This is a genomic window from Planctomycetota bacterium, assembly GCA_035384565.1.
In the GTDB taxonomy this organism is placed as follows: Bacteria; Planctomycetota; PUPC01; order DSUN01; family DSUN01; genus DAOOIT01.
Genome location: DAOOIT010000003.1, coordinates 1 through 26370, shown reverse-complemented (window position 1 = coordinate 26370; position 26370 = coordinate 1). Strand labels below are relative to the sequence as shown.

11 protein-coding genes are annotated in these 26370 nt (G+C 67.8%); 4 read left to right on the top strand and 7 right to left on the bottom strand.

Going from position 1 to position 26370, the window contains the following annotated elements; translation table 11 throughout:
• Positions 1 to 37 precede the first annotated feature (37 nt).
• From PLE19_01740 to PLE19_01725, 4 genes are all read left to right on the top strand, one after another.
• Positions 38 to 2014 (top strand): right-handed parallel beta-helix repeat-containing protein, encoded by a 1977-nt coding sequence (locus PLE19_01740; protein ID HPD13642.1) that lies wholly within the window; start codon positions 38 to 40, stop codon positions 2012 to 2014.
• 116 nt (positions 2015 to 2130) lie between these two features.
• Entirely contained in the window at positions 2131 to 3258 is a 1128-nt protein-coding gene (locus PLE19_01735; protein ID HPD13641.1) for a serine/threonine-protein kinase, read from the top strand.
• A 140-nt stretch (positions 3259 to 3398) separates the two neighbouring features.
• On the top strand, positions 3399 to 9755 hold the full coding sequence (locus PLE19_01730) for a hypothetical protein (protein ID HPD13640.1): 6357 nt from the start codon (positions 3399 to 3401) through the stop codon (positions 9753 to 9755).
• Between the two features lie 12 nt (positions 9756 to 9767).
• A complete protein-coding gene (locus PLE19_01725; GenBank protein ID HPD13639.1) occupies positions 9768 to 11921 on the top strand; it encodes a hypothetical protein in 2154 nt (717 codons plus the stop codon).
• A 420-nt stretch (positions 11922 to 12341) separates the two neighbouring features.
• Here PLE19_01725 and PLE19_01720 read toward each other — a convergent pair whose 3' ends face one another.
• The 7 genes from PLE19_01720 to PLE19_01690 all read right to left on the bottom strand — a co-directional run bounded on the left by PLE19_01720 (position 12342) and on the right by PLE19_01690 (position 26309).
• Positions 12342 to 17078, bottom strand: coding sequence for an SUMF1/EgtB/PvdO family nonheme iron enzyme (locus PLE19_01720; GenBank protein ID HPD13638.1), 4737 nt, complete (start codon positions 17076 to 17078; stop codon positions 12342 to 12344).
• Between the two features lie 22 nt (positions 17079 to 17100).
• Complete coding sequence (locus PLE19_01715) at positions 17101 to 18870, bottom strand: hypothetical protein (protein HPD13637.1); 1770 nt, start codon at positions 18868 to 18870, stop codon at positions 17101 to 17103.
• On the bottom strand, positions 18867 to 22433 hold the full coding sequence (locus tag PLE19_01710) for a FlgD immunoglobulin-like domain containing protein (GenBank protein HPD13636.1): 3567 nt from the start codon (positions 22431 to 22433) through the stop codon (positions 18867 to 18869). Before PLE19_01710 ends, PLE19_01715 begins: the two co-directional genes overlap by 4 nt.
• A 373-nt stretch (positions 22434 to 22806) precedes the next feature.
• Positions 22807 to 23049: a hypothetical protein gene (locus tag PLE19_01705; protein HPD13635.1), complete on the bottom strand. Its 243-nt coding sequence runs from the start codon at positions 23047 to 23049 to the stop codon at positions 22807 to 22809.
• Between the two features lie 11 nt (positions 23050 to 23060).
• Positions 23061 to 24863, bottom strand: a complete 1803-nt coding sequence (locus tag PLE19_01700; protein HPD13634.1) for a DUF262 domain-containing protein — start codon at positions 24861 to 24863, stop codon at positions 23061 to 23063.
• A gap of 22 nt (positions 24864 to 24885) precedes the next feature.
• Positions 24886 to 25305 (bottom strand): HNH endonuclease, encoded by a 420-nt coding sequence (locus tag PLE19_01695; protein HPD13633.1) that lies wholly within the window; start codon positions 25303 to 25305, stop codon positions 24886 to 24888.
• 50 nt (positions 25306 to 25355) lie between these two features.
• A complete protein-coding gene (locus tag PLE19_01690) occupies positions 25356 to 26309 on the bottom strand; it encodes a toll/interleukin-1 receptor domain-containing protein (protein ID HPD13632.1) in 954 nt (317 codons plus the stop codon).
• Positions 26310 to 26370: the final 61 nt, after the last annotated feature.

Below are 26370 nucleotides of genomic sequence, written 5' to 3'. Positions count from 1 at the left end.
GGTGGGCTCACACGGGAGGCATTTGAGGAGAGAATGCGTGCGAATCACCCAGGACACGGTTCTGCCGCGGGGGGCCGTGCTCGGCGAGCCGCTCGTCATCGCCGCAAGCGGCGTGACCATTGACGGCAACGGGGCGACGCTCGCCGGGCCGGGCCGCGCGGGCGAGCCCGAGTCGTTCCAAGGCACGGGCGTCGTGGCCAAGGGCTGTTCGGGCGTGACGCTGCGCCGCCTGAAGGTGCGCGGCTTCCGCATCGGCCTCGCCGCGAGCGACGGCTCGGGCTGGCTCATCGAGGACTGCGATTTCTCGGACAACTTCACCGACCCGGCCGCGGGCTGGAACGTCGAGCGCCGCCTCGGCGGCCTCGTGCTCACCCGCCTGACGCACAGCGTGCTGCGCCGCAACACCGCCCAGCGGGTGTGGAACGGCCTCGACCTCGAAGGCTGCGACGGCAACCGGATCGCCGGCAACGCCTTCTCGCACTGCTCGAACGTCTGCCTCAAGCTCTGGACGAGCTGCCGCAACGTGGTGACCGACAACGATCTCTCGTGGGGCCTGCGCATTGACCCGGGCGAGGTCCACGCCCGCGACTCGGCCGGCGTGCTCCTCGAGAGCGGGTCCGACCACAACCACTTCGTGGGCAACGACGTGACCCACGGCGGCGACGGCATCTTCCTGCGCTGCCTCAACGGCTGGACCTGCACGGGCAACGTGTTCATCGAGAACGACTGCTCGTGGGCCAACAACAACGGCTTCGAGGCCTGGAATCCCGGCAACGCCTACCTGCGCAACAAGGCCAACCACTGCTCGCACGGCTTCTGGCTCGCGGGCTCCGACGACACGTTGCTCGAAGGCAACGAGGCCGCCTACAACGGCTGCCCCGACGGCCCGCACAACGCGCCCGAGAAGCTCTTCGGCCACGGCGGCATCGTGTTCGTGGGCGCGCCCGCCAGCCATTGCGTGGCCCGCGGCAACCACTGCCACCACAACAACGGCGCGGGCATCGCGCTCCGCGGGGACGTGGCCTCGCAGGGCCGCACCTGGCGGACCTTCCACTGGCTCCTCGACGGAAACCGCCTGGAGCACAACCGCTGGGGCATCCACGCCCAGCACGCCGACCTCGTGCACCTCGCGGGCAATGCGTCGGAGGGGAACGAGCATCCCGACTTTTTCGAGAACGTCACGCGCCTGACCCGGTCGGAGGGCCGCGCCGCCTCGCCCATCGTGCGCCTCGAAGGCCCGTCGCGCGCGCTCGCGGGCGAGAGGCTTGTCTTCGATGCCTCGCGCAGCCGGGACCCCGAGGGCCGCGCGCTCGCGTTCGCGTGGGACCTCGCGGGCGTGGAGGCCGCGGCGCCGGTGGCCGAGCATGTGTTCGCCAAGCCAGGCTTCTATCGCGTGGCGCTCACGGCCTCGAACGGCGCCAGCGCCAGCCTGGCCTATCGGGATGTGTACGTGGTCCGCGAGACCGAAGACGCCGCGACCGAGGGCTCGGCGGGCCAGCCCGCCGCAGGCGTGGCAAGGGCGGGCCGCTGGTCCTTCCACGCCCCCGAAGGCACGCGGGTCGTGTTCCGCGACTCCTGCGAGGCCCTGGTCGGCCGTCTCTCGCTCGAGGCGCGCGTCGAGCCGTACGCGGGCGGCGAGGTCGAGCTGCTCTACTCGCCCGACAGGCCGCTCGACCTGCGGAGCAAGAGCCGCCTCGCCTTCTGGCTCCGCCGCCGCATCGAGGGCGTGTTCGGCTTCAAGGGGGCCAACCCCGTGCTCCGGCTCTACGGCCCCGGCGGCCATGTGACCTGTGCGCCGGTGGGCGACGCCAACCGCATCGAGCACGCCGAGAACCCCAATGAGGCCCGTGAGGGCTGGCTGCTGCTCGCGATCCCGCTGGCGGGCGATGCACACTGGCAGCGGGCGGCGGCAGGCGAAGGCTCCCTCGGCGCCGTCGAGCGGGTGGGCCTTCAGTTCCGAGCCGCCAATCCGGCGCCGTTCACCCTCTGGCTCGACGGCCTGTTCTTCGAGTGAGCCGCGGGAGGAGAGGTGAAGGGGCCTCCCGCCTTGCGGAAGTCGGCGGCTTTCGTATGATCAGTGTCGCGGCATCGAAGGGCCGCGCCGACCAGGGAATCGGAGACCACGGCCCTATGGCCATCGTGCAGGCCAAGTGCGCCCGGTGCGGCGAGCGCTTCGCGTGCGTGCCGCCGAGCGCCGGCTACGTGTCGTGCCCCGGGTGCGGGGTGAAGCTGCGCGTGCGCGCCGACCTTCTGGCCCCCAAGCCGGTGCTGGGGCCGGGCGGCCGCCTGGGGTCCTATGAGATTCTGGAACTCATCGGCCGCGGGGCTATGGGGGCCGTCTACAAGGCTCGGCACACGAAGAGCAGCCTCCTGTGCGCCCTGAAGGTGCTGCCGAGCAAGTTCACGCGCGACCCCAGCTTCGTCGAGCGCTTCCGCCGCGAGGGCCGCGCCGCCGCCGCCATCAACCACCCCAACGTCATTCAGGTGCTCGAGGTCGGCGAGGAGGAAGGCCACCACTACATCGCCATGGAGTACGTCGAAGGCGAGTCGCTCGGCGACCGTCTCAAGCGCGAGGCCACCCTGCCGCCCGAGGTGGCCATGGACCTGATGCGCCAGACGGCGTCGGCCCTCGCCGCCGCCCACGCCCTGGGCATCGTGCACCGGGACATCAAGCCCGTCAACATCCTGCTGACGACCGAAGGCCAGGTGAAGGTGGCCGACTTCGGCCTGGCCAAGCGCAGCGGGGTGGACGTGGACGTGACGATGCCGGGCGCGCGTCTCGGCACGCCGCTGTACATGCCGCCCGAGATGGCGCTGGGCGAGCCGGCCGATGCACGCAGCGACCTCTATTCGCTGGGGGCGACGTTCTACCACGCGCTCGTCGGCCAATCGCCGGTGGACGCGCCGACCTCGGGCGCGGTGGTCTCGAAGCTGCTGCACGAGCAGGCCCCGTCGCTCGACGAGGTGGCGCCGCACGCGCCGGCCGCCCTGCGGCAGACGATTGACCGCCTCATCCGCAAAGACCCGGCCGAGCGGTTCCAATCGGCGCGCGAGGTGCTCGAGGCTCTGGGCGGAGGCGTCGAGGCGCCGCGGCCTCCGAGGCCCCCGAGGCGTCCGCCGCCACCGCCGCCCCCCCCTGAGGTCGTTCGAGCCGCGGCGGGCGGCCCACGGCGGCGAGTCCCGGCGGCCGCCATTCTGGCGGCCATGTTGCTGCTCGGCGGCGCACTCGCCGCGTTCCTTCTGCTGCGGGGATGCTGATGGGTTGTGGCAGGACCGCGCCTCGCGGAACTTCCCGTCGCGGCGTGCGTCCAAGAGCTATGAGCACTTGCGCCGGCCGCGCTCGGACTCCGGGCGCTGGCCGCCCCGCGCTGGTCTGTCCCCTGTTGAAGGAGCCCACCATGAGGCGTCTGGCTGTGGGGGTGTCTGCGTGCCTGATCTGGCTGAGTTCCGCGGGCCTCTCGGGCGAGGTGGGGTTCCCTGAGGATTTCGCCCTGGCGAAAGACCGCACGGTGCCCCTCAAACAGCTTATCCCGGGAACCGAGGACTACTACTACTACCACTGCATCCAGGCCCAGAACACGGGGAAGCTGGCCGATGTGGATGCCATGCTGCCCATGTGGGTCCAGCGCCACGGCCGCACCGATCGCGTGATGGAAGTCGAGAACCGGCAAGCGCTTCTGAAGTACGAGAAGGACCCGAAGGCATCCCTCGAGTTCATCCGCCAGCGGTTGGGCATCCAGTTCAACCACCAGCGTGAGATCCTCGGCCAGAAGCCCCAGTTGCCCACCGGGCTGGACCCCAAGGTCCTCGACCGTGCTGCGCTCATCCAGGCCGCGTTCGCACGCCACCCCAACAGCCTGGACGGCTTTGAGGACGTTGCCCTGGACTGGCTGATCGCCACAGACCTGAACCCCGACCAGCGACGCTTACTGCTCGCCCGCCTCCAGCGGCCCGACCACGCCAGCCTGCCCAAACTGGTCGTGGACGACCTGAACCACCAGAACAGCGGCGGCTTCGGCTCGCACCCCATCCATCGCAACCTGCTCCTCACGCAGCTCGAAGAGTGCCTGAAGCTCAAGCCCGACCTGCTGAACCAACAGAACTTCGTAAATGCCTACATACCAAAGCTTTGGCCAGGTCCAGACGCAGACTGGGAGCGCGATGAGAAGGCTCGCGAAGCCTACCTCGACCGCCTGTGGGCCTTCGTGAGCAGGCTCGCCCCCGTGCACAACTCGCTCATCGCCCACGTGCTCTACAGTCGCCTCGTCCACGACCGGGCCAAGGGCGTCTACGACAAAGACCGCTTCATGGCCTACATAAAGCTCCCACGCCCCGTAGGTTACATCAACCAGAAGTTCATGGACCTCGCGGAGAGCCGCCAGTACCCAGTCAACTGCGGGGCGGACTACCGGAACGTGACCCTGCTGCCACCGATCGGTGATGACGAGCCTCTCGTTCGCAGCTACCTGGCTCACTACTTCCTGACTGAGGACACCATAAAGCCTTACGAGCCTTACATTAGCGACATCTACCTGAAGGAGCTGTTCGCGGAGACCAAGATCGTCAACGGCCTGGGCGACATGGAGCAGTGGTACGCCATGCTTCCGCCCGAGAAGTACCAGGCGCTCAAGGATCGGGTGGATATTGATTTCGCGTTCACGAACAAGACCCTCTTCGCGCCCGACGAGGCAGTGGGCCTCGACCTGGCGGTGAAGAATGTCAAGACGCTCATCGTGAAGGTCTTCGAGATCAACGCGTTCAACTACTACCGCGACAACGGGCGCGAGGTAGACACAGCCGTGAGCCTCGACGGCCTAGTCGCAAACGAGGAAAACACTTACACGTACGAAGACCCGGCCCTGCGGCGCGTGAAGCGCCACTTCGACTTCCCCTCGCTCAAGCCGCGCGGCGTCTACGTGGTCGAGTTCATCGGCAACGGCATGAGCAGCCGCGCCCTCATCCAGAAGGGCCGCCTGCGCTTCCTGGTCCGCTCGGGCGTCGCCGGCCACGTCTTCACGGTGCTCGACGAGGCGAACAAGAAGCTGCCCGACGCCGCCCTGTGGCTCGCCGGCCAAAGATACACGCCCGACAAGGACGGCACGATCACGGTGCCCTTCAGCAATGCCCCAGGCCGCCAGCCCATCATCCTGACCCACGGCGCCTTCGCAACCCTGGATCACTTCCAGCACCAGGCCGAAAACTACCAGCTCGCGGCCGGGATTTACGTGGACCGCGAGAGCCTGCTCAAGCGCAAGACGGCCGGCGTCATCGTGCGCCCCGCCCTCACGCTCAACGGCATCCCCGTCACCCTCTCGGTGCTTGAAGACACGGCCCTCGTCATCACCTCCACCGACCGCGACGGCGTGAACACCACCAAGGAGGTGCCCGACTTCAAGCTCTTCGAGGACCGCGAGTCCACTTACGAGTTCACCGTGCCCGACAACCTTGCCGCCATCCAGTTCACCCTCAAGGCCAAGGTCCAGAACCTCAGCCAGAACAAGAAGATGGACCTGGCGGTGAATCAGGCGTTCAGCCTGAACGAGATTGACCGCAGCGACAAGATCGAGCAACTGCTCCTCGGCCGCGTGGGCGGGCAGTGGGTGCTCGACGTGCTGGGCAAGACGGGCGAGCCCAAGCCCGACCGCCCGGTGCACTTCACGCTGAAGCACAAGCACTTCCGCGACGTGGTGAACGTGTCGCTCCAGAGCGACGCGAAGGGCCGCGTGACGCTGGGCGCGCTGCCCGACATCGAGTGGGTGCGCGCGCAGGGGCCGGAAGGCGTGGCCCGCACGTTCCCCCTCACGCGCGAGCGGCGCAGCTACCCCGACAGCCTGCACGGCCGCGCCGGCGAGCCGCTGCTTGTGCCCTACACGGCCGGGGCCGCGCAGCCGCAGCGCGCCGATCTGTCGCTGCTGGAGCGCCGCGGCGACACCTTTGTCGAGGACCGCTTCGCCGCCCTCTCGCTCAAGGGCGGGTTCCTTCAGCTTCAGGACCTCCCCGCGGGCGACTACGACCTGTTGCTCAAAGGCGCGAACGAACGCATCCTCGTTCGCCTCGCCCCCGGCGCGGTGGCCGAAGGCCACGTGCTCGGCGACCGCCGCCACCTCGAGGTGGTGAACCCCAAGCCGCTCCAGATCGCCGCCGTGGCCGCCGATGCCGAGAGCGTGAAGGTCACCCTCGAGAACGCCACGAAGTTCGCTCGCGTGCATGTGTTCGCCACCCGCTACCTGCCCGAGTACGACGCCTTCGGCCTCCTGAGCGTGCCGCTGGCCGAGCCCTCGCGCGCCACCCAGGGCGTGGCCGAGTCGCTCTACGTCACGGGCCGCGACATCGGCGACGAGTACCGCTACATCCTCGAGCGCAAGCTCGCGAAAAAGTACCCGGGAAACATGCTCGCCCGGCCCAGTCTGCTGCTCAACCCCTGGGCCATCCGCACCACCGAGACCGAGCAGCAGGAGGCCCTGGAGGGCGAAGAACACCTGCGCCGTGCCGCATTCGGCGGCGGCGCCAGGTCCGCAGGCGGTCGCGGCCTGGCGAAGCGCCAGGCGGCCGCCGGCGTGAGCCCGACGCTCGACTTCCTGAGCGCGCCCGCAGCCGTGCTGGCCAACCTGCGCCCCGACGAGAAGGGCATCGTGACGATCCAACGCGCTGATCTCGGCCCCCACCACCAGGTCCACATCGTGGCCGTGGACCCGCTCAACACGGTCTACCGCGAGCTCTCGCTGCCTGAGGCGCCGATGAAGTTCAACGACCTGCGCCTCGCCGACGCGCTCGACCCCAAGAAGCACTTCACTGAGCAGAAGCAGATCACCGTAGTGCCACAGGGCGGCCAATTCGCCGTGGCTGACATCACAACGAGCGACTTCCAGCCCTACGACACCCTCGCCAAGGCCTACGCCCTCTACGTCACGCTCAGCAACGACCCGAACCTCGTCGAGTTCGGCTTCGTCACCCGCTGGCCCAAGCTCAAGCCCGAAGAGAAGCGCGAACTCTACTCGAAGTACGCCTGCCACGAGCTGAGCTTCTTCCTCTCGAAGAAGGACCCCGAGTTCTTCAAGTCCGTCATCCTGCCCTACCTGGCCAACAAGCGCGACAAGACCTTCCTCGACCACTGGCTGCTCGGCAGCGACCTGTCGGGCTACCTCAAGCCGTGGGCGTTCGGCCGCCTCAACGTGGTCGAACGCATCCTGCTGGCCCAGCGCCTGGCCGGCGAGGCGCCCCACACCGCCCGCCACGTGAAGGACCTGCTCGACCTCCTCCCGCCCGACCTCGAGCGCCTGAACCACCTGTTCAGGACGGCGCTCCGCGGCCGCGCGCTCGAGACCAGCGACGAGTTGGGCGTGCTCAAGGCGCGCGAGAGCGCCAAGGCCCTCAAGGAGGAGAGAGCCGAGAAGCTGGCCGAGCTGGGCCAGGCCCAGCCGGGCGCCACGCGCGCCGCGGCCGAGCCCGCGGCCGCCCCGCCGCCCGCGCCCGCCGCCAAGCCCGCGCCCGGCATTGCCGGCGCCGACCGGGCCGCCGGGGAGGTCCCAGCCGATGGCAAGGACGCCGCCCGGTTCCGCGACCAGTTGAAGAAGGCCGATGCCGTCGAGCTTGCAGACCTCGCCGTCGAGCGCGAGGCCGACAAGGAAGTGGCCTTCCACGCGCGCGACGACGCCAGACGCAAGTCCGTCCGCCAGCTCTTCCGCAAGCTCGAGCAGACCAGGGAGTGGGTGGAGAACAACTACTACCACCTGCCCATCGAGAACCAGAACGCGGGCCTCGTCACCGTGAACGCCTTCTGGAACGACTACGCGGCCCACGACGGCAAGGGGCCGTTCCTCTCGCGCCACCTGGCCGAGGCCAGCCGCAGCTTCACCGAGATGATGCTGGCCCTGGCCGTGCTCGACCTGCCGTTCGAGGCCGGCCCGCACAAGCCGGCCGCCGAGGGCGCCCGCTTCACCCTCGGGGCCGCCAGCCCCATGGTCGTGTTCCACAAGGAGATCAAGGACGCCGCCCTCGCCGACGAGAAGACCCCCATCCTCGTGAGCCAGAACTTCTTCCGCCACGGCGACCGCTACCGCATGGAGGGCAACGAGCGCTTCGACAAGTACGTCACCGACGAGTTCCTCACCCACGTGGTCTACGGCTGCAACGTGGTCATCACCAACCCCACCTCCTCGCCCCAGAAACTCGACGTCCTCATCCAGGTGCCCCGCGGCGCCATCCCCGTCAACAACGGCCTCTACACCCGCAGCTTCCATATGGACCTCCAGCCCTTCAACACCCAGACCGTCGAGTTCTACTTCTACTTCCCCGGCCCGGGCGACTTCACCCACTACCCCGTGCACGTGGCCAGGCTCGAGAAGCTCATCGCCTTCGCCCAGCCCGTCACGCTCCACGTCGTCGAGAAGCCCAGCAAGGTAGACACGGCGTCGTGGGACTACATCTCCCAGAACGGCACCGAGGACGAGGTGTTCGCCTACCTGAAGGCGAACAACCTGGACCGCACGAACCTGGACCGCATCGCCTGGCGGGCTCAGGACGCGGCCTTCTTCGCCCGCCTGCTGCCCGTGCTCGCCCAGCGGCACGTGTACAACCACACCCTCTGGTCCTACAGCCTCAAGCACGACGACCCCGCCGCCGCCCGCGAGTTCCTCCAGCATTGCGACGACTTCCTGGCCCGCTGCGGCGCCTACATTGACTGCAAACTCGTGACCCTCGACCCTGTGGTGCGCAAGAGCTACCAGCACATGGAGTACTGGCCGCTCGTCAACGCCCGGGCCCACCGCCTCGGCCGCACGCGCAAGATTCTCAACGACCGCTTCTACGAGCAGTACCTGCGCCTGCTCCGCGTGCTCACCTATCGGCCCACGCTCGACGACAACGACCTGATGAGCGTGACCTACTACCTGCTCCTCCAGGACCGCGTGGAGGACGCGCTGGGCTTCTTCGGCCGCGTGGACGCCGCGAAGCTCGCCACGAGGCTCCAGCACGACTACTTCGCGGCCTACCTGGATTTCTACAGCGATGCGCCCAAGGCCGCCCGGGCCATCGCCGCCAAGTACGCCGACCACCCGGTGGACCGCTGGCGCCAGGCGTTCGCCAACGTCATCGCCCAGCTCGACGAGATCGAGGGCAAGGGCGCCAAGGTGGTGGACAAGGACGACCACGCCCAGCAGCAGGGCGCGCTCGCCGCCACCGAGGGCAGCTTCGACTTCAAGGTCGAGGCCAGGAAGATCACCCTCAACTACCAGAACCTCTCCGAGGCCCTCGTGCGCTACTACCTGATGGACATCGAGCTGCTGTTCTCGCGCAACCCCTTCGTGCAGGCCCAGACCGGCCAGTTCGCCTACATCCGCCCGAACGAGGTGGCCACGGTGAAGCTCGACCCCGCGAAGCCCACGCTCACCTTCGACCTGCCCGCCAAGTTCCACAACAGCAACGTCATGATCGAGATCACCGCGGGCGGCATGACCAAGGCGCAGGCCTACTACTCCAACGCCCTGGCCCTCCAGGTCATCGAGCCGTACGGCCAGGTCAAGGTCACCACCGAGCAGGGCGCCAAGCCCCTGCCCAAAGTCTACGTGAAGATCTACGCCCGCATGCAGGACGGCCAGGTGAAGTTCTACAAGGACGGCTACACCGACCTCCGCGGGCGGTTCGACTACGCCTCGCTCAGCACCAACGAGATTGATAACGTGGAGCGCTTCTCCCTGCTCGTATTGAGCGAAACCGACGGCGCCGTGGTCCGTGAGGCCGCGCCGCCGAAGAGGTAGGAGTGACAGTCCGTGATGCGGAATGCCCCGTTCGCGTGCGCCCTGCTGGCGGCCCTCGGGCAGGCGACGGCCCTGGCCGGCTATCGCCCGACCACGCCCCGAACCCAACTGGCCGCTGGCGAGGTGCCCGTGACCAAGCCCGGTTGCTACGCCGAGGCGGGCAAGACCTATGTGCTCATGGCCGACGTGGCCAGCGAGGGCACGCCGATCTACCTGGGCAAGGATGTGACGCTCGACCTCAACGGCCACACGCTCACCTACGCGGCGGGCAACTACGAGCACGTGCCGAACTACGGCTTTGAGGAGGGCCTCAAGGGCTGGGACCTCGCGCGCGCGCCGGGGGCCAAAGTGGTCTCGGCCGACGTTCGACCGATGATCGGCAAGAGCATCTGCGAGTTGCCCGAGGGCCAGGAACTCCTCTCGCCCTACATCACCCTGCCCGTCGCCGACCGCCCCTACTACGCCCTGTGCGCCGTGGCCACCCGCGAGATGGCCGTGACGATCAACGTGGACGACGCGCAGGGGCGGCCCGTGGACTGCAAGTTCCGCTTCGGCAACAACGTGCGGCCCGCCTGCCCCGAGGTGGCCCGCTCGCCGAAGCTGGGCGGCGGCGTGGTGTTCGCCCTCCTCTTCGGCCAGCCGGCCGGCAAGTACCGCATCCGCGTGAAGGCCGAGAAGGGCGACTGCCTGATTGACGAGGTGGACATCCGCCCCGCGCTCGACGTGGGCGTGGGCATCGTGCAGGAGATTCGCCCCTGGGCCTACTACAAGTGCGTCCTCGACGGCGATGCGACCGCCTTCTTCAGCCTGTTCGGCAAGGAGAAGGCCCTCGGCATCCCCATCGTCAACGGCGCGGGCACGGTCACCATCAGGAACGGCGTCATCCAGAGCGGCACCGTCGGCATCCGCTCGTGGGCCATCCAGTCCACGGCCAAAGACGTCCTCGTCAGGCTCGAGAACCTCAAGGTCGTGGCCTCGGGCATCAACACCAACGCGGCTGACATCGCGAAGGCGGAGGTGCGGGACTGCCGTTTCGAGATTGACACCCCGTTCATCATTGACCGCCACAACCAGACCGCCGTGGCCGTGAACCTGTTCGCGAGCACCGAGGTCGCCGGCAATGAGTTCCTCGGCGGCCAGGGCTGCCTGAATCCCGGCACCGGCTCGGTCGTCCGCGACAACCTGTTCGTCAACAACCAAACGGTCACGAACCACTACAGCATCGCCTGCGGGCGCAGCGGCAACCGCATCTTCAACAACCGCTTCGAGCCGATCCAGGGCTCGGGCATCTACATCAGCGGCCAGAACCACGAGGTGCACCACAACTCCTTCCAGATCGCCACCGCGCCGCCCAACTGCGAATACCGCTACTCCGACTGGAGCCAGAACGCCATCCGCATGAGCGACTACGACCGCGACCCCGGCAGCCCCGACGGCTGCTACAACAACCGCGTGCACCACAACACCCTCCACGTCACGGCGCGGGCCTATCCGCAGTTCGACCGCTACATCCCCGCCGCCTACGGCTTCCACTACAGTTGCGGCGGCGGCACGAACCACATCTACGACAACGAGATCACGGTGGACTGCCCGGACCCGAAGAGCAACGTGGCCACAGCGGCCATCTTCATCAGCGGCGTGAAGAGCGGGGCCGACTGGTTCAGCAACCGCATCACGTCGAACGTGCCGGCCATCTGGCTCGGCGGGCGCTACGGCCCCTCGCGCTTCCACCGCTTCTACAACAACACGATCGCCAAGGCCCCCAACGCCCCGGCCGACTTCCAGCCCGTCAAGATGGGCTGGTGGAAGTACACGGCCAACGACACCGAGTTCTACTCGAACCGCTTCGAGAACTGCGCCTTCGGCGTCGCCCTCGACGGCACCGGCACGCCCACCTATCTCGTGGGCTGGACCCTCACCGTGAAGCTCACCGACGCCGCGGGCCAGCCGCTCAAGGGCGCAGAGGCCGTCGTCACGTCCGACTCGGACGGCCGCGAGGCCGCGAAGCTCAGGACCGACGACGCCGGCCTCGCCAAGGCCATGCTGCCCGAGTACCGCGTGAACGGCAGGGACAAGCTCCCCTGCGCCGCCTACACCGTCCGGGCCGGCGGCAAGGAGGAGAAAGTGACGCTCGACGGCGACAAGGAGCTGGTGCTCCGGCCCTGAATGACCCGCCGCGGTTCTGAATCCGTGTGGGCGGGGCCTCTGTGCCCCGCGTGGCTCTTGCCTCCCATCTCGCGGGGCAGGGATGCCTCGCCTATGGCAGATTCGCGGGCTCTGACTCGGAATCGTGGCTCTTCGGGGTCTGGCGGGCGCGCCCGCCCATACTTGCTCAACCCTGAGAGGGGGGAGTGAGCAGGTATGGGCAGATGGGCGAGAATCGGCGATTCTCGCGGCTCCGGCCATACTTGCTCACCCGCGGGATGAGCAAGTATGGGAGGGCGAGTGAGCGGAGAGTGTAAGCCATTGCGGCATAGAGGGTTATGGGGTGGCCCTCGCTGGCGCCGCAGCCCGGCCGCACGCTGACCCAACGGCCGCCGCGTCAGGATCGCTGAGCCCTGATGAGCTGGAATCGTGGCGGGCGACTCACCGCGCCGCTGGCTGAAGGGCCACCTTGCGCTCGGGGGTGACCACCACGCGGAAGCCGACGTTGTAGACCGGCTGGTGCGGCGGATAGCCCCACCGCGAGGCCGAGCGCCCGAAGGCCAGCAGATCGTTCCACGAGCCGCCGCGCACGACCTTGGGCTCGCCCGACCGCGGGTCGTCGCGCCCGTCGCCCGGGTGGTAGGGGTAGGGCCGGTAGCTGCTGAGCGTCCACTCCGCCACATTCCCGTGCATGTCGTAGAGGCCCCAGGCGTTGGGCTTGAACTGGCCGCCGGGCACGCTGAAGCGCGCTCCGTCGGAGTAGTCGGGCTCGCAGCGGCCCCAGTTCCAGCCCGCGATGGAGGCGTCGGCGAAGTTGGCCACGCTGTTGGCCTTCGCGCCGAAGCTCCAGGGCGTGGCCGTGCCGGCGCGGCAGGCCCACTCCCACTGGGCCTCGGTGGGCAGCGTGACCCGCTGGCCGGTCCTGCGCGAGAGCCAGTCGCAGAAGGCCATCGCCTGGTGCCATGTGACGCGGATGACGGGCTGCCTCGGCTCGTTCACGGGGTAGCCGCGGGTGAAGCGGTCCTTGCCGCGGCCGTCCATGTACGCGCTGTCGTGGGCGGGGTCGAACTGCGCGTACTGCTCGTTGGTGACCTCGAACTGGCCGATGTAGAAGGGCTGGGCGATGACGGCGACCGTCTCAGGAAACTCGTCGGGGAAGCCGGCCACGTCGCCCATGACGAACCTGCCCGCGGGCACGGGCACGAGCGTCATGGTCACGCCGCTGCCGAGGTCGAGGGCCAGCGTGTCGAGCTTCGTCTCGCGCTGGAGGCGCGCGGCGTCCTCGGGCTTGAGGGGCCAGCCGTCGAGCTGCACGGGGGCGGGCCGCGGCGGCTCGGGGGCCGGCGGCTCGAAGGCGACGACCTCGGGCAGGGGGAGCGGGGCCTCGTCCTGATCGTCGAGGTTGGCATGGAGCTTCTTGTATTTCGCGCGGCGCTCGACCTGTTCGTCGGTGGGCGGGCGGTGGCTCTCGCGCCAGTTGGCGGGATAGGGCACGTTGAAGTCAATCCAGGCGTAGAGGCGCTCCCACTCGTCGGGCGTGAGCTGGACGTTGTTGTGGCCCTTCTTGAGCATCTGGACGAGGTGGCTGGTGGTGGCCTCCCATTCGGCGGGGGCGGCGAGATGGTAGTCGGCCTCGTAGCCGGCGCGACGCACGTAGCGGGCGAGGTTGATGTAGGCCGGGCTGTAGCGGTCGCCGGGGTTCTTGTGGAGGCGTTTGGCGCGGAGGTCGAGGCGGTGCTTCTCGTCGTGGCAGCCGGCGCAGCGGCGGTCGAGCACGGGCTGCACCTCGCGGTCGAAGCTGAAGCCGCGGGCGGGGCCGTGCCAGGGCGTGAGGGCGACGGGGCGGCGCTTGACGCCCTCGGTGAGGATGTTGCGCGGCACGGTGTTCTGCCGCTCGTGGCAGCCGGTGCACGAGAGGGTCTCGCCGGGCATGGCCGTGAACCAGCTTCGCATGGTCTGTACGGCCTTGCCCTCCGCATCGAGCGGCTGGATGAAGATGGGCGTGTTCGCGGGCACGAGGAAGTGGGCCGAGCCGTCGGGGTAGACGGGCGCGGTGCCGAGGATGCGCTTGACGTCCCACCCGCCGTCGTGCGACGAGGCATAGGTGTCGCCGTTGTCGCCGTAGCGGTAGTGGTGGGTGCCGACGCGGAGCGCTTTGATGGAGCCGCGCGGATAGCCCTTGAGGTTGCCTTCGGAATAGATGTCCACCATGTACACTGCACCCTCGCGGCTGGCGAGGTCCACCTTGGGCGGGATCACGGGGGGCCGCGGCCGCGGGCGGAGCGGCGTGGCCATCGAGTAGCCGCCCATCAGCAGCGGGGTCATGTTGTCGAACACGTCCACGAGGTACAGCCCCCAGGGCGACCAGGGGGTGAGCTTGCAGGTGACGAGGAAGTACTTGCCCGCCCCGAGGTTGGTCTCGGGCTCGGCGAGCGGGCAGGGCATGGCGAAGCGGGGCCACGATTCGCTGACCAGGCCGTCCTCGATGATCGGCTCGACCCGCTGCCCGCGGCCGGGGATGCGTTGCACCACGCCGTCGGCCTCCTGGCGGCCCTTGGCCGGGTCGAGCAGCAGGAACTCGCCCATCCGCCCCACGCCGTGGTGGCCGGAGACGATGCAGGCGATCGCGGTCGGGTGGCCCGGGATGGGCCGCGGCCAGTACATGGCGTTGGGCCAATACGAGTTGCTGCCGTAGTACTCCATCTGCTCGGTGCCGTCGGGGTTCATGTGGAAGAGCAGGCGGCTGAAGTAGTGCGGCGTGTCGGTGTACTCCCAGCGGGTGTAGACGACGCGGCCGTTGTTGAGAACGGTGGGGTTCCAGCTATGGTCCTGGTCGAACGTGATGCGCCGCTCGTTCCTGCCCTCGGCGTCCGTCAGATGGATGTTGCCGACGTACCACTGGCCGGTGCAGGGCACGGCCTGCTCGCAGGCGGTGGAGACGAATAGGATGTTGCCGTCGGGCAGGTAGCAGGGGTCGTAGTGGAACACGTGGGGGTCGGCCTGGTTCGTGATCTGGCGGAGGCCGGTGCCGTCGGCGTTGACCTCGAAGAGGTGGCGGCCGTTGGAGTAGAGGATCTTCGCCGCGTCGAAGCGGAGGTCGAAATTGCTCAGGCTGCCCTGGGCGGTGTGGATCACCTTCACCTCGCCGTCGGGCCGCACGGGCGAGAGCACGACGAGTTCGCTGCCCAGGCTGTTGGGGCCGCTCCAGTTGGAGGTGAAGCCGGGGCCGCCGCGCACGAGGAGCAGTTTGTCCATGCCCACGAGCAGCGGATTCGCCAGCAGAATCTCGCTGCTCGCCTGGTCGGCCTCGGCGCGGACGCCCAGGACGGCGGCCAGGGCGTCGGCCCTTCCGGCCAGCGCGGCGGCGAGCGCAGCGTCCGCTTGCCCCGCGAGCGCGGCGATGCGGGCCAGGTACTCGGCCGCCTTGGGGTAGCGCTCGCCGAAGGTCTCGCGCTGGTCCTCGACAGCGAGGCGCATGGACTCGACTCGGTGGGCCTCGGCCACGGCCTCCTGCACGGTGGCGAGGGCGTAGTAGCGGGCGCGGGCGGCGGCGACGTCGCTGGGCGTCGCGGCGCCTCTGGCGGCCTCCAGCCAGCGCCCCACGCTCGCCCTCAGTGCATCGGGTTCGGCGAGCAGCGCTTTCTCGAGCTTCGCGCGTCGGAGGTCGGCGGCCTCGGTATACTGCCGCACGAGGAAGAGGGGATTCCCCGGCACCCAATCGCTCAGGAACTTCTGGTAGTTGGACATCGCGCGCCGCTCGAAGGCGATCCAGATGCTGTCTTCCTGTTCCCAGGCGATTTGCTTGACGCTCACGGGGTCGGGGAAGTCCTTCTTGAGCTGTTCGTAGAGCGCCTCGCGGCGGCCGATGCGGTGGTTGTCGCTGCCCGCGCCGGGCCGGGTGCCCGGCGGCTGGGGCGTGAACCAGAAGGCGGCGGTGCCGTCGGCGGCCACGGGCAGCGCGGCGAGCACCTGGTAGTCGCCCTGCCCGTCCTGCAAGGCCCAGGTGACCTGGTTGGGCGCGGCGGGCTCGTCGGGCCGGCGGGCCGCGACGGTGCGGCGATGGGGCAGCAGGCTCACGCGGCCGGCGCCCAGGCCGAGGCCGATGGCGAAGGGGTTCTGGCGGTCGAGCACGCGTTCGATCCTGGCCGTGCGGCACAGGAAGATCATCTCGCCGGGCTTCGCGTTCAGCGGCCTGGCCAGTTCGGCCATCGCGCCGTCCTTGAGTTCGGGGAGTTGCCGCCAGCCCTTGGCGAGGTCAATCCTGCGGGCGCCCTCGGTCTCCCGCGCCTCCTTGCTGCCGGCCGCGAAGGGGCCGATGAGGTGCCACGGGCCGAACGTCACCCCCGCGTCGGGGGCCACGAGGAGGTCCAGCTCGGTCTCCCAGCGCACGATGCCCTCGCGGGCGGCGATCATCGTTTCCTGCCAGGTGGCCTTCTTCTCGTAGGCGGGCTGTCTGGGCGCCTTCTTGAGGGCGGCGCGGCGGTCGAGTTCCTCCTTCGAAGGCGTCACCACATCGCCCTCGTCGCCGAAGACCTCGAGCTCGACGATGGCCGACCAGCCATTCGGCCTGTCGGTCTTCGCGGGCTGGCCCGCCTCGACGCTGTAGGTGCGCCAGAGGCGGAACTCCACCCAGTCGGCCTTGCCGGGCACGAGTGTGCCGCCGCCCTTCTCGACGAACCAGGTGTGGAAGCCGCCGCCGTTGCGGCCGAGAATCTTGTCGCCCGACGTGAGGTGCGGCCCTTCGGGAAACTGGGGCAGCTTGCCCGGGTTCGCGCTGTTGTCGGCGAAGCGCACCTCGAAGTCCTGGTTCGCCCGGCGGTCGCCGTTGAAGCTGAAGACGCCCACCTGCGTGATCGGCTTCGGCTGGCCGAGGTAGAAGGCGACGACGGAGGGCGAGCCGTTCACGTTGGCCCGGCCCTCCCCGCCCCGCTCGCCGGCGTCGCCGTCGTGGAGGCACGGGACGCCGCCGATGGTGTTTCCCCGGTCGGGCACGACGGCCACGCCCTTGCGCCCGAGGAGGTTGCGGCCCCGATAGTCGCGGATCCGCTGGTCGAACCGCTCGAACGCCTCGGGCGTATTGTCCCACACCTCGGTGTGCATCACGACCTCGCCTGCGTGTGCAGACACGCAGCCGGCGACGACCCAGAGCCATGCGGCCCGTCTCAAGGTGATTGCCATCGTGATTCCCTTGTCTCCATCCTCACGGTCGGCGGAAAAGCCAGTGGTCCGACGCTCCGCTCGCGACCGCCATTATGGCGTGCGGCGCCTTTCCGGTCAACTGTGCGCGGGGCAGGGCGAGCTTGACCAGGCGCTGATTGCCCGCATCGTAGACCACGGCGCGCTCGCCGCGCGCGGCGATCACCGTGGGGCCGGCAAGCGACGCGAGGTCGGCCCCCGCCTTGTCGGGCGTGCCGAAGGAGGCGAGGGCCTTCTCGGTGGCGAGGTCGAGCACCACAACGCGATGGCGGTCGCGGTCAGCCACCCACAGTTTTCCCGAATCGGCGGCGATCCAGACCGCGGGGCCGAAATCGGCTCGCCAGCGGCGGGTCTCCTTCCAATCGTTGCCGTCGCGGGCCATCTCGACCACGTGGCCGTCGGCCGCGCCGAGCAGCGTGTCGGGGCCTTTCATGGCCAGACTCGTCCACGCCTTCACAGGCGCCGCCGCCTTGAGCGCCACGGCGCCGAGGTCGCGCTCGTAGCGGCCGTCGGCGCCGATGGCGAATGCCTGCCCCTCCCCTGCCTCGTTGGTGGCGAGCAGGGTGAGAGCGCCCTTGCTCTTGTAGACGGCGCAGCCGACGCGGTCGTTCTTGAGCCCGCACCCTTGCTCCACCCGCTGGCCCTGCACCTCGCGGGTGAGGGGGCCGTAGTAGAAGGCGGGCTTGCCCCACAGGTTGCCGGGGGCGACCATCGAGTCGCTGTCGAGCATGGCCACCTGGGCCACGCCTGGGTGCTCGGGCGCGTTCACGCCGAAGCGCAGCGGGGTGTCGGGGCGGTCGGCCCACTTCCACGAGCCGGCGTGCCACCACACGTTGCCCTCGCGGTCGAGCCCGATGCCGCGGCAGGCGGGCACGGCGCCGATGCGGCGCACGAGCGTCATCTGCTGCCGCTCGGCGTCCCAGGCCATCAGGTGCAGGATGCCGCCGAGGCCGGACACGGCGAAGAGCCCCGGGCGCACCAGAGCCATGCCGCGGCCGTTGCTCAGCTCGGAGTTCTGGTCGAGGTGGCCGATGAAGCTGCCCGAGGCCCCGCCCAGGACGACTCCCGGCGCGGGCTCGAGGTCGGCGGTGAAGCGCCGGATGGTGCCGTGCCAGGCGTGGCCGAAGACGCCGCCGTCGAGGCACTGCATGCGCTCGCCGGGCGAGCCCTTCGGCCAGCCGTCGGAGACGGGCTTGCCGTCCGCCAGCTTGTGGACCCGCCAGTCGGCCATGACGAGCAGAGCGCCGTCGGGGGCGAAGTCGAGGGCCTGCACGCCGGGGAAGGCCGCGAGTTTCCTCGCGTCGCGGGTCGCGGGGTCCACGAGCAGGATGTCGGCTTTCGTGGCGGCGGCGATGCGGCCCTGGTGTGCGCCGAAGGAGATGCACTGGGCCTGGAGGCCCAGGCTCGCGGCCTCGCTGCCAGGCGCGGCGGTGATCGGCAGGGCGTAGAGCTGATCGCCGAGGAGGAGCACCACGGTGTCGCCCACGAGGGCGATCTGGTCGTTGCTGCCGGTGTGGTCTGGGATGCGGTAGTGGGCGAGCAGGCGGCCGTCGGGCGCGTAGCGGTTGAGGCGGCCTGCGCCCGCGCGGTCCCACAGCGAGCCGAAGCGGTCCACCGCCACGCCCATGCCGCGGGCGGGGCGCGCGGTGGCGAAGCGGACGAGGGTCTCGCCCTGCTCGCCCGAGTTGCCGAGGATGCCTTCGCACACGAGCTGTGCGGCGCCGCACGATGAGGCAAGGGCCGCCACGAGGAGCCAGGAGCAGCGTGTCGTCATTCCTGAGCTCCTTCCAGCTTCAGGGTGCCCCAGAGGTTGGGGTGGAGCATGATTTCGCCGGGCACGTCGTTCACGAGGCCCGTGGCCTGGTTCGCCCAGTACGAGCGGAGCATGGTGATGGCGCCGCTGGGGTCGCCGTAGAGGGCGCCGAAGTCGGCCCGGAACACGCCGGGCGGCTTCAGCCCCAGCGCAGCGAGAGGGATGGCGGCCTCGACGCGGTAGTCGTCCGCCCCCTTCGTCACGGCGATCTTCGCCCCGTCCACGAGGGCCACCGAGTCCACCTTCTCGCTGCGCCAGGGGGAGGTGAAGGTGACGGGGTCGGCGGCGCCGGGCGCGCGGTGGCGGTAGAGCACGGCTACGGGCTTGCCCTGGAACGGGGCGAGGAGGAGCCGCAGGTCGCCCGGCACGGGGCCGCGGCGGGTGGGATCGGCCTTCGGGTCGGCGCCGAGCTGGAGGTCCACGGAGTCGCCGGTCTTGAACAGAGCCGTCCAGTCCTTGCCCTCGTTCACCCACGGCGAGGGGTCCTGGACGTGATAGAAGAGGTAGAGGCATCGCGCGTCCCAGGCGATGCGCGCGGTGACGGGGAACTTGCCCGACTTGTCCCAGCGGACGGCCGGGCTGCGGGGCCAGTCGCCGTCGTTGCCGTCAATGGTTGGGGGCGTGGAGCGGAACGGGCCGGCGGCCTCGCGTACGCCGGCGGCGGCGCTGGCGGCGGTGCGCACCTGGTTGTTGGCGGCGGCGATGGCCTGCTCGGGCGCGACGGTGACCGTGCCTTGGCTGCGTCGCGCCTCGGCGAGGCCGTGGAGGCGGAAGAGGCGGTAGTCGGTGTGGCCGCTCTGGAGGTAGAACGTGCCGTCGGGGGCGGCCCGGCCGAAGAAGCCGCCGAAGCACTCGCCGCCGATGAGATAGGCGTCAATGGCGGCGCCCATCCGCACGTCCTTGAACATCTCGTCGAGGTAGAAGCCGTCGGAGGTGAGGGCGAAAAAGCGCCCGTGGTTGCCGTTCATCACGAAGACGTCGGCCTGGTCGTCGAAGCGTGCCATGCCGAGGAAGTAGAGGGCGCCCTGCATCACGCCGGTCTCGGGCAGGGGCGCGTTGTGCGAGCCGTGCACGTTGGTCCAGCGGTTGGGGTAGGCCCAGAGCGTGCGGCCGTCGGGCGCGAAGCACTTCATCTCGGGGTCGCTGTTGGCCACCACGCGGCCGAAGCGGTCCACGGCGGTCTCGATCTCATTGCCGCCGAGGTCCACGGGCTTCGCGGCGGCGCAGGCGGCGTTGAGTTTCGGGTACTTCGGGGCGCCGCTCGGCAGGAAGCCCTGGGGCTCGAGCGTCACGAGCACGCGGCGGCCCCGGACGGTGGCCGGCACGCGGATCGTCAGGTCGTGCAGGCGGTGGCCCCAGTAGGCGCCGGCGAAGTGGTCGCTCTCGGTCGAGAAGTCGAACTCGTCGGCCTGGCAGAGGCCGTCGCCGTTGGAGTCCACCCACAGCACGCCGGGGCCTTTGTCGGCGTGCTTGCCCTTGCGGGTGGGGTAGGCGGCGTCGAACGCCTCGACGAAGGCCGCGGGCGGATTCCAGTCGCAGGCGAAGCAGAGGCGGTGGGTGGAGCCCACGAAGGCCAGGTCGCGCAAGGTGCCGTCGGGGCGAAGCTCCGAGATGCTGGTCACGCCGCCGAGGCCGACGACGAACGTTCGCCCGTCCTGCCGGTGGAAGGCGTATTGGGCCTGCTTGAAGAAGCCGCCCACGTGCCCCGGACGCGTGAAGAGGATGCTGGTGGGCGCTGCGCCCTTGCGCGCGAAATCGAGCTTCCAGGCGGCGCCCTGGCCGATCCAGCGGGTGGGGTCGGCCTCGTCGAACCCGGCCTCGCTGGCCCCGTAGGCGGTGGGGCCGAACTTCTCCTTCGCCACCTTGGCGGCCGCGAGGTCCCAGGCCACGGCACGCTTGGGGTTCCAGCGCTCCTCGGTGACCCACAGCCAGCCGTTGGGCGCGACGGCGAGGCCGCGGGGGTGGACCATCCGCTCAGGGTCGTACGGGCCGGCGTAGGGACCGCCGGGCTTCCCGATCTCGCGGAGAGCCCTGCCGCCGGCGTCGAAGACGCGCACGGTGTGACTCTGGCCGTCGCTCACGTAGACGCGGCCGGCGGCGTCGGCCGCGACGCCCTCGGGGGACCCGAGGCCGGCGACCACGCGCTCGGCCTTCTTCGAAACGGGGTCAACGCGGACGATGGCGTTCTTCGAGACCGCGAGGAGTCGCCCAGCGTGGGCCGCCAAGGCGCCAGGGCCGTCGAGGGGAATGTCGTCCACCTTCTTCGCCGTCTCGGCATCCAGCACGACGACGGCGTTGCTGGCTCGGTTGCTCACGTAGAGCTTGCCATCGAGGAAGGCCAGGCCGCCGAGGGCCGCCCCCTCCCACTTGGGGTTCGCGGAGCCTGGCCCGACCTCCAGCGTGCTCACCACGGCAAAGCGCTGGTTCCCGGGGAACGGCACGACCTGGCCGCTCTTGACGTCGAAGCGCATGAGGGTGAGGCTCATCGGCGCCTTCCAGTCGGGCTTCTTGCGATCCACGTGCTGGCCCCAGGCAAAGCCGTCGTGGGCGGCGTAGAGGAAGCGGCCGCCGGCGGCGAGCGCGATCTTCCACAGCCCGGTGCCGTGCACCTGGTTGTAGTGCATGCGCTTCACGCCCGCGGCGTCCACGGCGACCATGGCGTAGCCCGACTCGGCGCAGGAGCCGCCGAGAAAGGTCCACTCGTCGCCCGCCGCGGCCGCGGTGAGGGTGCTGTGGTCGGGCCCCCACATGTCGGTGCCCGAGCCGGTGCGCCAGGGGGGATTGCCGTCGTTGCAGAAGGAGAAGAGGTATTCGGGCCGCACGCCGGGGTGGCTGATGGCCCGCCAGCGATAGGTCCCCGCCGAGGCCACGTTGCCCTGCTCGTCCAGGCCGTCCCAGGGGATGCGGTGGCGGCCTCTGGCCAGGGGCCGGCCGGCGAGCAGGTTGCGGACGCGCTGCCCGGCGGCGTCCTCGAGGACGATCGTGGCCTTGCCCTCCATCGGCTGCTCGAAGTCGAACGCGATGCGCTTGCGGCGGTCGGCCACCAGGGCCTCGTGCTCGGCGAGGTCGAGGGGAAGCCAGTCGGCCGGATTCGTCGAGAGCGGGGCATGGGGCGCGCCGCCGGTGTGGCGGAAGCGCTCGCGCTGGCGGGGCTGGCCGAACGGCCCGCCCGCCCAGGCCACGGCGAGGCCCAGGCGCAACGCCGACCAGTCGCCCGGCGCCGAGAACGTGAAGCGGACGGCTCCGTCGCTTCGCCTGACGACGGCATCCTTGTCCGACAGGACGAGGGTGGCCGCGCCGTGGAGCCCCAGCGCTACCGTCGGCTCGCCGTCTGCGGCCGCCTCGACCACCACCGTCAGGCGCCCCCTCTCGCGCTGGAGGGCATAGGCCACGCGCGGCGACGCGGGGTCGGACACTACGACGAAGTCGTCTTCGGTGGGGAAGCCGGCCGTCGCGGCGCCCATCGCGGAGGGCCGGGGCGCAGCCAGCAACAGGCCGAGTGCCAGGAGGAGGGAGCGTGTCATGCGAAACAGGTCTCCGGAATCCCTCCCTCGCCCTGATGACTGCTCGTACGGGCCGTCCCACGGAGCGTCCATTGTATCGCGGGGAGGCCCGGCAGGAAAGCGGGGTTCTTCCGTTGAAGAGAGAGGCCCGTTCGGCTTCGTGGCCGAACGGGCCTTCGTGAGGAATGGTCGGGGCGACTGGCACTCGTTTGAACCGTCCCCCCAACTCATCACGCCAATTACGGCGCTCTTTGACGGCCCAACCGAGCCATTCATCGTCACCGTAGAGCGCCTTGTGCGACGTTCCGCATGATTATGCCGTCCTTGGGCTCGCGGCCAAGGCCTGTCAGGCTCACGAGGCTCATGTCCAGGCTCATCGGGCTCATGGGCAGACTCATGCGGGCTCATGCGGAGGCTCATTGGGCTTATGAGCCTGCTTCCCGTCCGCCGTCGTCGATGGCTTGGCGCGCTTCTTGAGAAAGCACTCGACCACCAAGTCAGCCATGTCGCCGACCAGCTCGTCCGTCTCCTTCGGCGAGAGCTTTTCGTAATGGCGGATCAACTGGGGTGGCGTGACTTTGTCTGTAGGTTTCTTGCTGCGGTTCTTGATCAGAGGTTGTGGCCTCTTCGCTCTCATAATAGTCCCATTCAGTTTGTTTTGACATTATCCTTGGAGGATGCATCCCGCTGTTGGTCGCCAGTCACGCCCAGCAGGGACCTCAACGCCTGACGGAGCTTTGCCTTTCGCTTTTCGAAGAATTGGCGGAAGTTCGACAGCACCAGATCGACGTCTGGGATGTAGTGCCGCTTCATGTAGTCGGCTTTGGCCTCCGGCGTCTTGTGATTCGCCTTGAACCACTCCGCGAACTCGGTGTCGCTCTTCTCCTGGTTCGGTACGCCCTCGAGCAGTTGCAGATTCGGCAGGAGATCGACGTTCTCCAAACAGAAGTCGATGTCGGCGTCCTCAACCTTGCGCTGCCGCAGTTTCACCTTCGTGAACAGGCTGCGTGGATGTATGTGGTCGATGTGGAATCGGTTTCTAAAGTCGAGAGTCGGATAGAGGAGCGCCAGGACCGAGAACGTGTATCCCTGCCCATACTCGTAATGGAGGAGGTTCTCAACATCATCCTCGGTGCATGCGAGGGATTTGTTCGTACCCTTGAACTTGGCGAGAATGCCCTGCAACGGAAATCCGTCTTTTGCATCGCGCAAGATATCCCGGACTGGCCGCAAGACAGTGTCGGAAGCGCCACCGAACACTCTCTTCACAAGCGACAGGATCAACCACCGCCGGATTGCTTCCCGATCATCCGCGTACTTGCCGGATATGTCGAAATTCTTCGGGAGCCCGCGCACCTTCGGGTAGTAGGCGATGGGGATGATGGGATAGTTAGCCGTCAATGTATCGCGACTATAGCCAAAGCTCGCTATCAGCCGGACGGCTCCGCGTAGGGCACCAGCAATCTCATCCCATTGCCTCTCAATCTTCAGCATGTTGCTTTTGTTGAAATTGTCCACCTTGAATGCGATGTCGTTGAAGTCCGCCAAGACCAGCGCGCTCTTGAGCACCAAGTCCTTGTTGAGGTTGAAACCATCCCCCATGTTGTTCAACTCGTCCACGAAGGAAGTGATTTCCTCCCGGGCGTCGCGCTGACGCCACTGCGCCGTGGCAATCGAGAGAAGGAGGTCCGAGTAGCTCAAGATAGTCCCGCCACTGTTGACGCGGATGAAGATGTTCAATACCTTGTCGAGGCTCTCGTCCTTCTCCAGGAAGTAATTGATAACTCTCGCCTCGTGAACGACCGACCACAGCTTAAAAAGCGTCTCGTTGGCGAACTTCGCTTGGGCTTCTGGTCGTTGCATCAATCCGTGCTCGATCAGGTAGTTATTCACCTCGAACTGTTTCTTGAGATCGAGGATGTCGCCCACACGGAACCAAAACGTGCCGTTGGACTCGCCTTGCGCCTCGTCGGCGGTCAAGAACGCGAAGTCATAGACCATGTCGGTCTCGTCCCCGTTCTTCTTGGGACCGAGAAGATTCAAGAAAAGTCGTCGCACAGGAAACGCCTGGGGGTTGTCCCACCGCTTTCGCGGCTCCTTGTAAGCGTAGGATCCCTTAAGCCCGAGGTACAGCGAGGTCAACCGTTGCTGCCCGTCCAATATAGCCGTGATGTCGTCATCCCCGCTGACGTTGGCCTTCTGATTATGGCGGCTGTTTCGCTCGTGATAGTCTCGCACGAACTCATAGAATTGGTAGCCACCCACGTTCTTCTTGTCTACATGCCAAAAGAGAAACGACCCGATGGGGTAGTCACGCATGAGAGAGTCGAACAGTCGAGCGATCTGATCCGTCTCCCAGACCACCTCCCGTTGGATCGCCGGGAGTAGGAATTTCTTGGCGTGAATACTTTCGACTGCCTCTTTTATCGTAATCGGTGTCTGAAACGCCACGGCTTGTCCTCCTTGCGATGAGCTACTCGGGGTCCGCCTCATGGCCAACGGCACCGCCAAAAAGACCGCCTACAACGGCTCCGGGAGGGCCGCCCAAAACACCACCGATGACAGCCCCAATGCCAGCCCCTGCGACAGCGTTCTTCACCCGCACTTTCCGCTCTGCCTTTCTCGATAGAGGAGCCCGTGTGCGCCCGTGCTGGGCACGAGCCGAACGCGTGGTGCCGCTGCCTTTACTGGAGTTGCAACTGATGCAGGCAGGGTAGAGATTGTTCCCGTGGTCGGAGCCACCCAGTGCCCGTGCATGCGAGTGTTCGACAGACCAACAACCACGCGAGCCGTGGACGCCATAGTTCTTCAAGGCCAGCTTCTTCCCGCAGATGTGACATTTCCCCTGCGTCCGGTCATATATGCGGCGAAGTTGTTCATCCGTCCACGCCATCGCTCTACCTCCTCTGCCGATTGCGGTTGGATTCCTCGATAGTCCGGCCTTCAATCATCTCCGAAATCGATCTGCCCAGCAATGTCTCCAGCCGAACGCTTGTGGTCGTCAATGCGCTTTGTCTCCCGCTCCTGTTGCTGTCTGATACGCTGCAGGTGCTCCGCATACAAGCGGTTGGCCTCGTTGGCGGCCAAGATCAGCGTGTCCCGGTGGTACTGTTTTACCTCCTCGACCGTAGTGCCGTCGAGGACGACCTTATCGCCTTCAACGGTCACGATGCCAGGGCGATGCATGGTGGTGAATCGAGACGGATGATCCCAACACTGGACAAACAGTTCGGCCCACTCTGCTGGAGGTCGTCGTGAAAAACGGAAAGGCACGCGGTATAACGCACTGCCCCTAGAACCATCGCCTCTTGGGATTCCAATCTCGTCGACGACGACACCGGTGATCTTTATCGGCTCAAAGGCGGTAGCACCCGGGGCCGGTGGTACATGACTCGGCTTCCCTGCGGAGTTTTTTACAGCAGAGGGATGCCCTTGAATCTTGCCGACCGGAGGGGCCTGTGGCCGTGTCTCAAGCATCGTGTTGAGAAGGTCTTGATACTGCGCTTCCGGAAGAGGGTCCGTAGAAAGATCGACATAGTACTTCCCTTTGAGCCACGACGGGGCGGCGCTAGCCCACGGGGCTTCCCTCAGGATCGGGATGAATTTCCGTTGATTTCGGTCATTGAACACCTCGGCGGACATGATGTCGCCCTCGTATCCCACTCCTCCAACGCGATTGTCCGACCGGTCACGATATTGCCGGGTGCACACGATCAAGACATAGTCGCTCTCACGGACTGCTTTCTCCATAAATTGGGGCAATTGATCTCCGGGCACGAGGTGCCACTGGTCAAGGGTCACATCGACGCCATCTTTCCGAAGCCGAATGCCGAGATTGCGCACCCAATCCTTGTGAGCGTCGCTGTCCCAAGAATATGAGATGAATGCTGTTGGCATCTATTCTGTAAGCGTCCGGTCAAGTGCATCTTCCCAAGTGGACGTGGGCATGCGATGATAT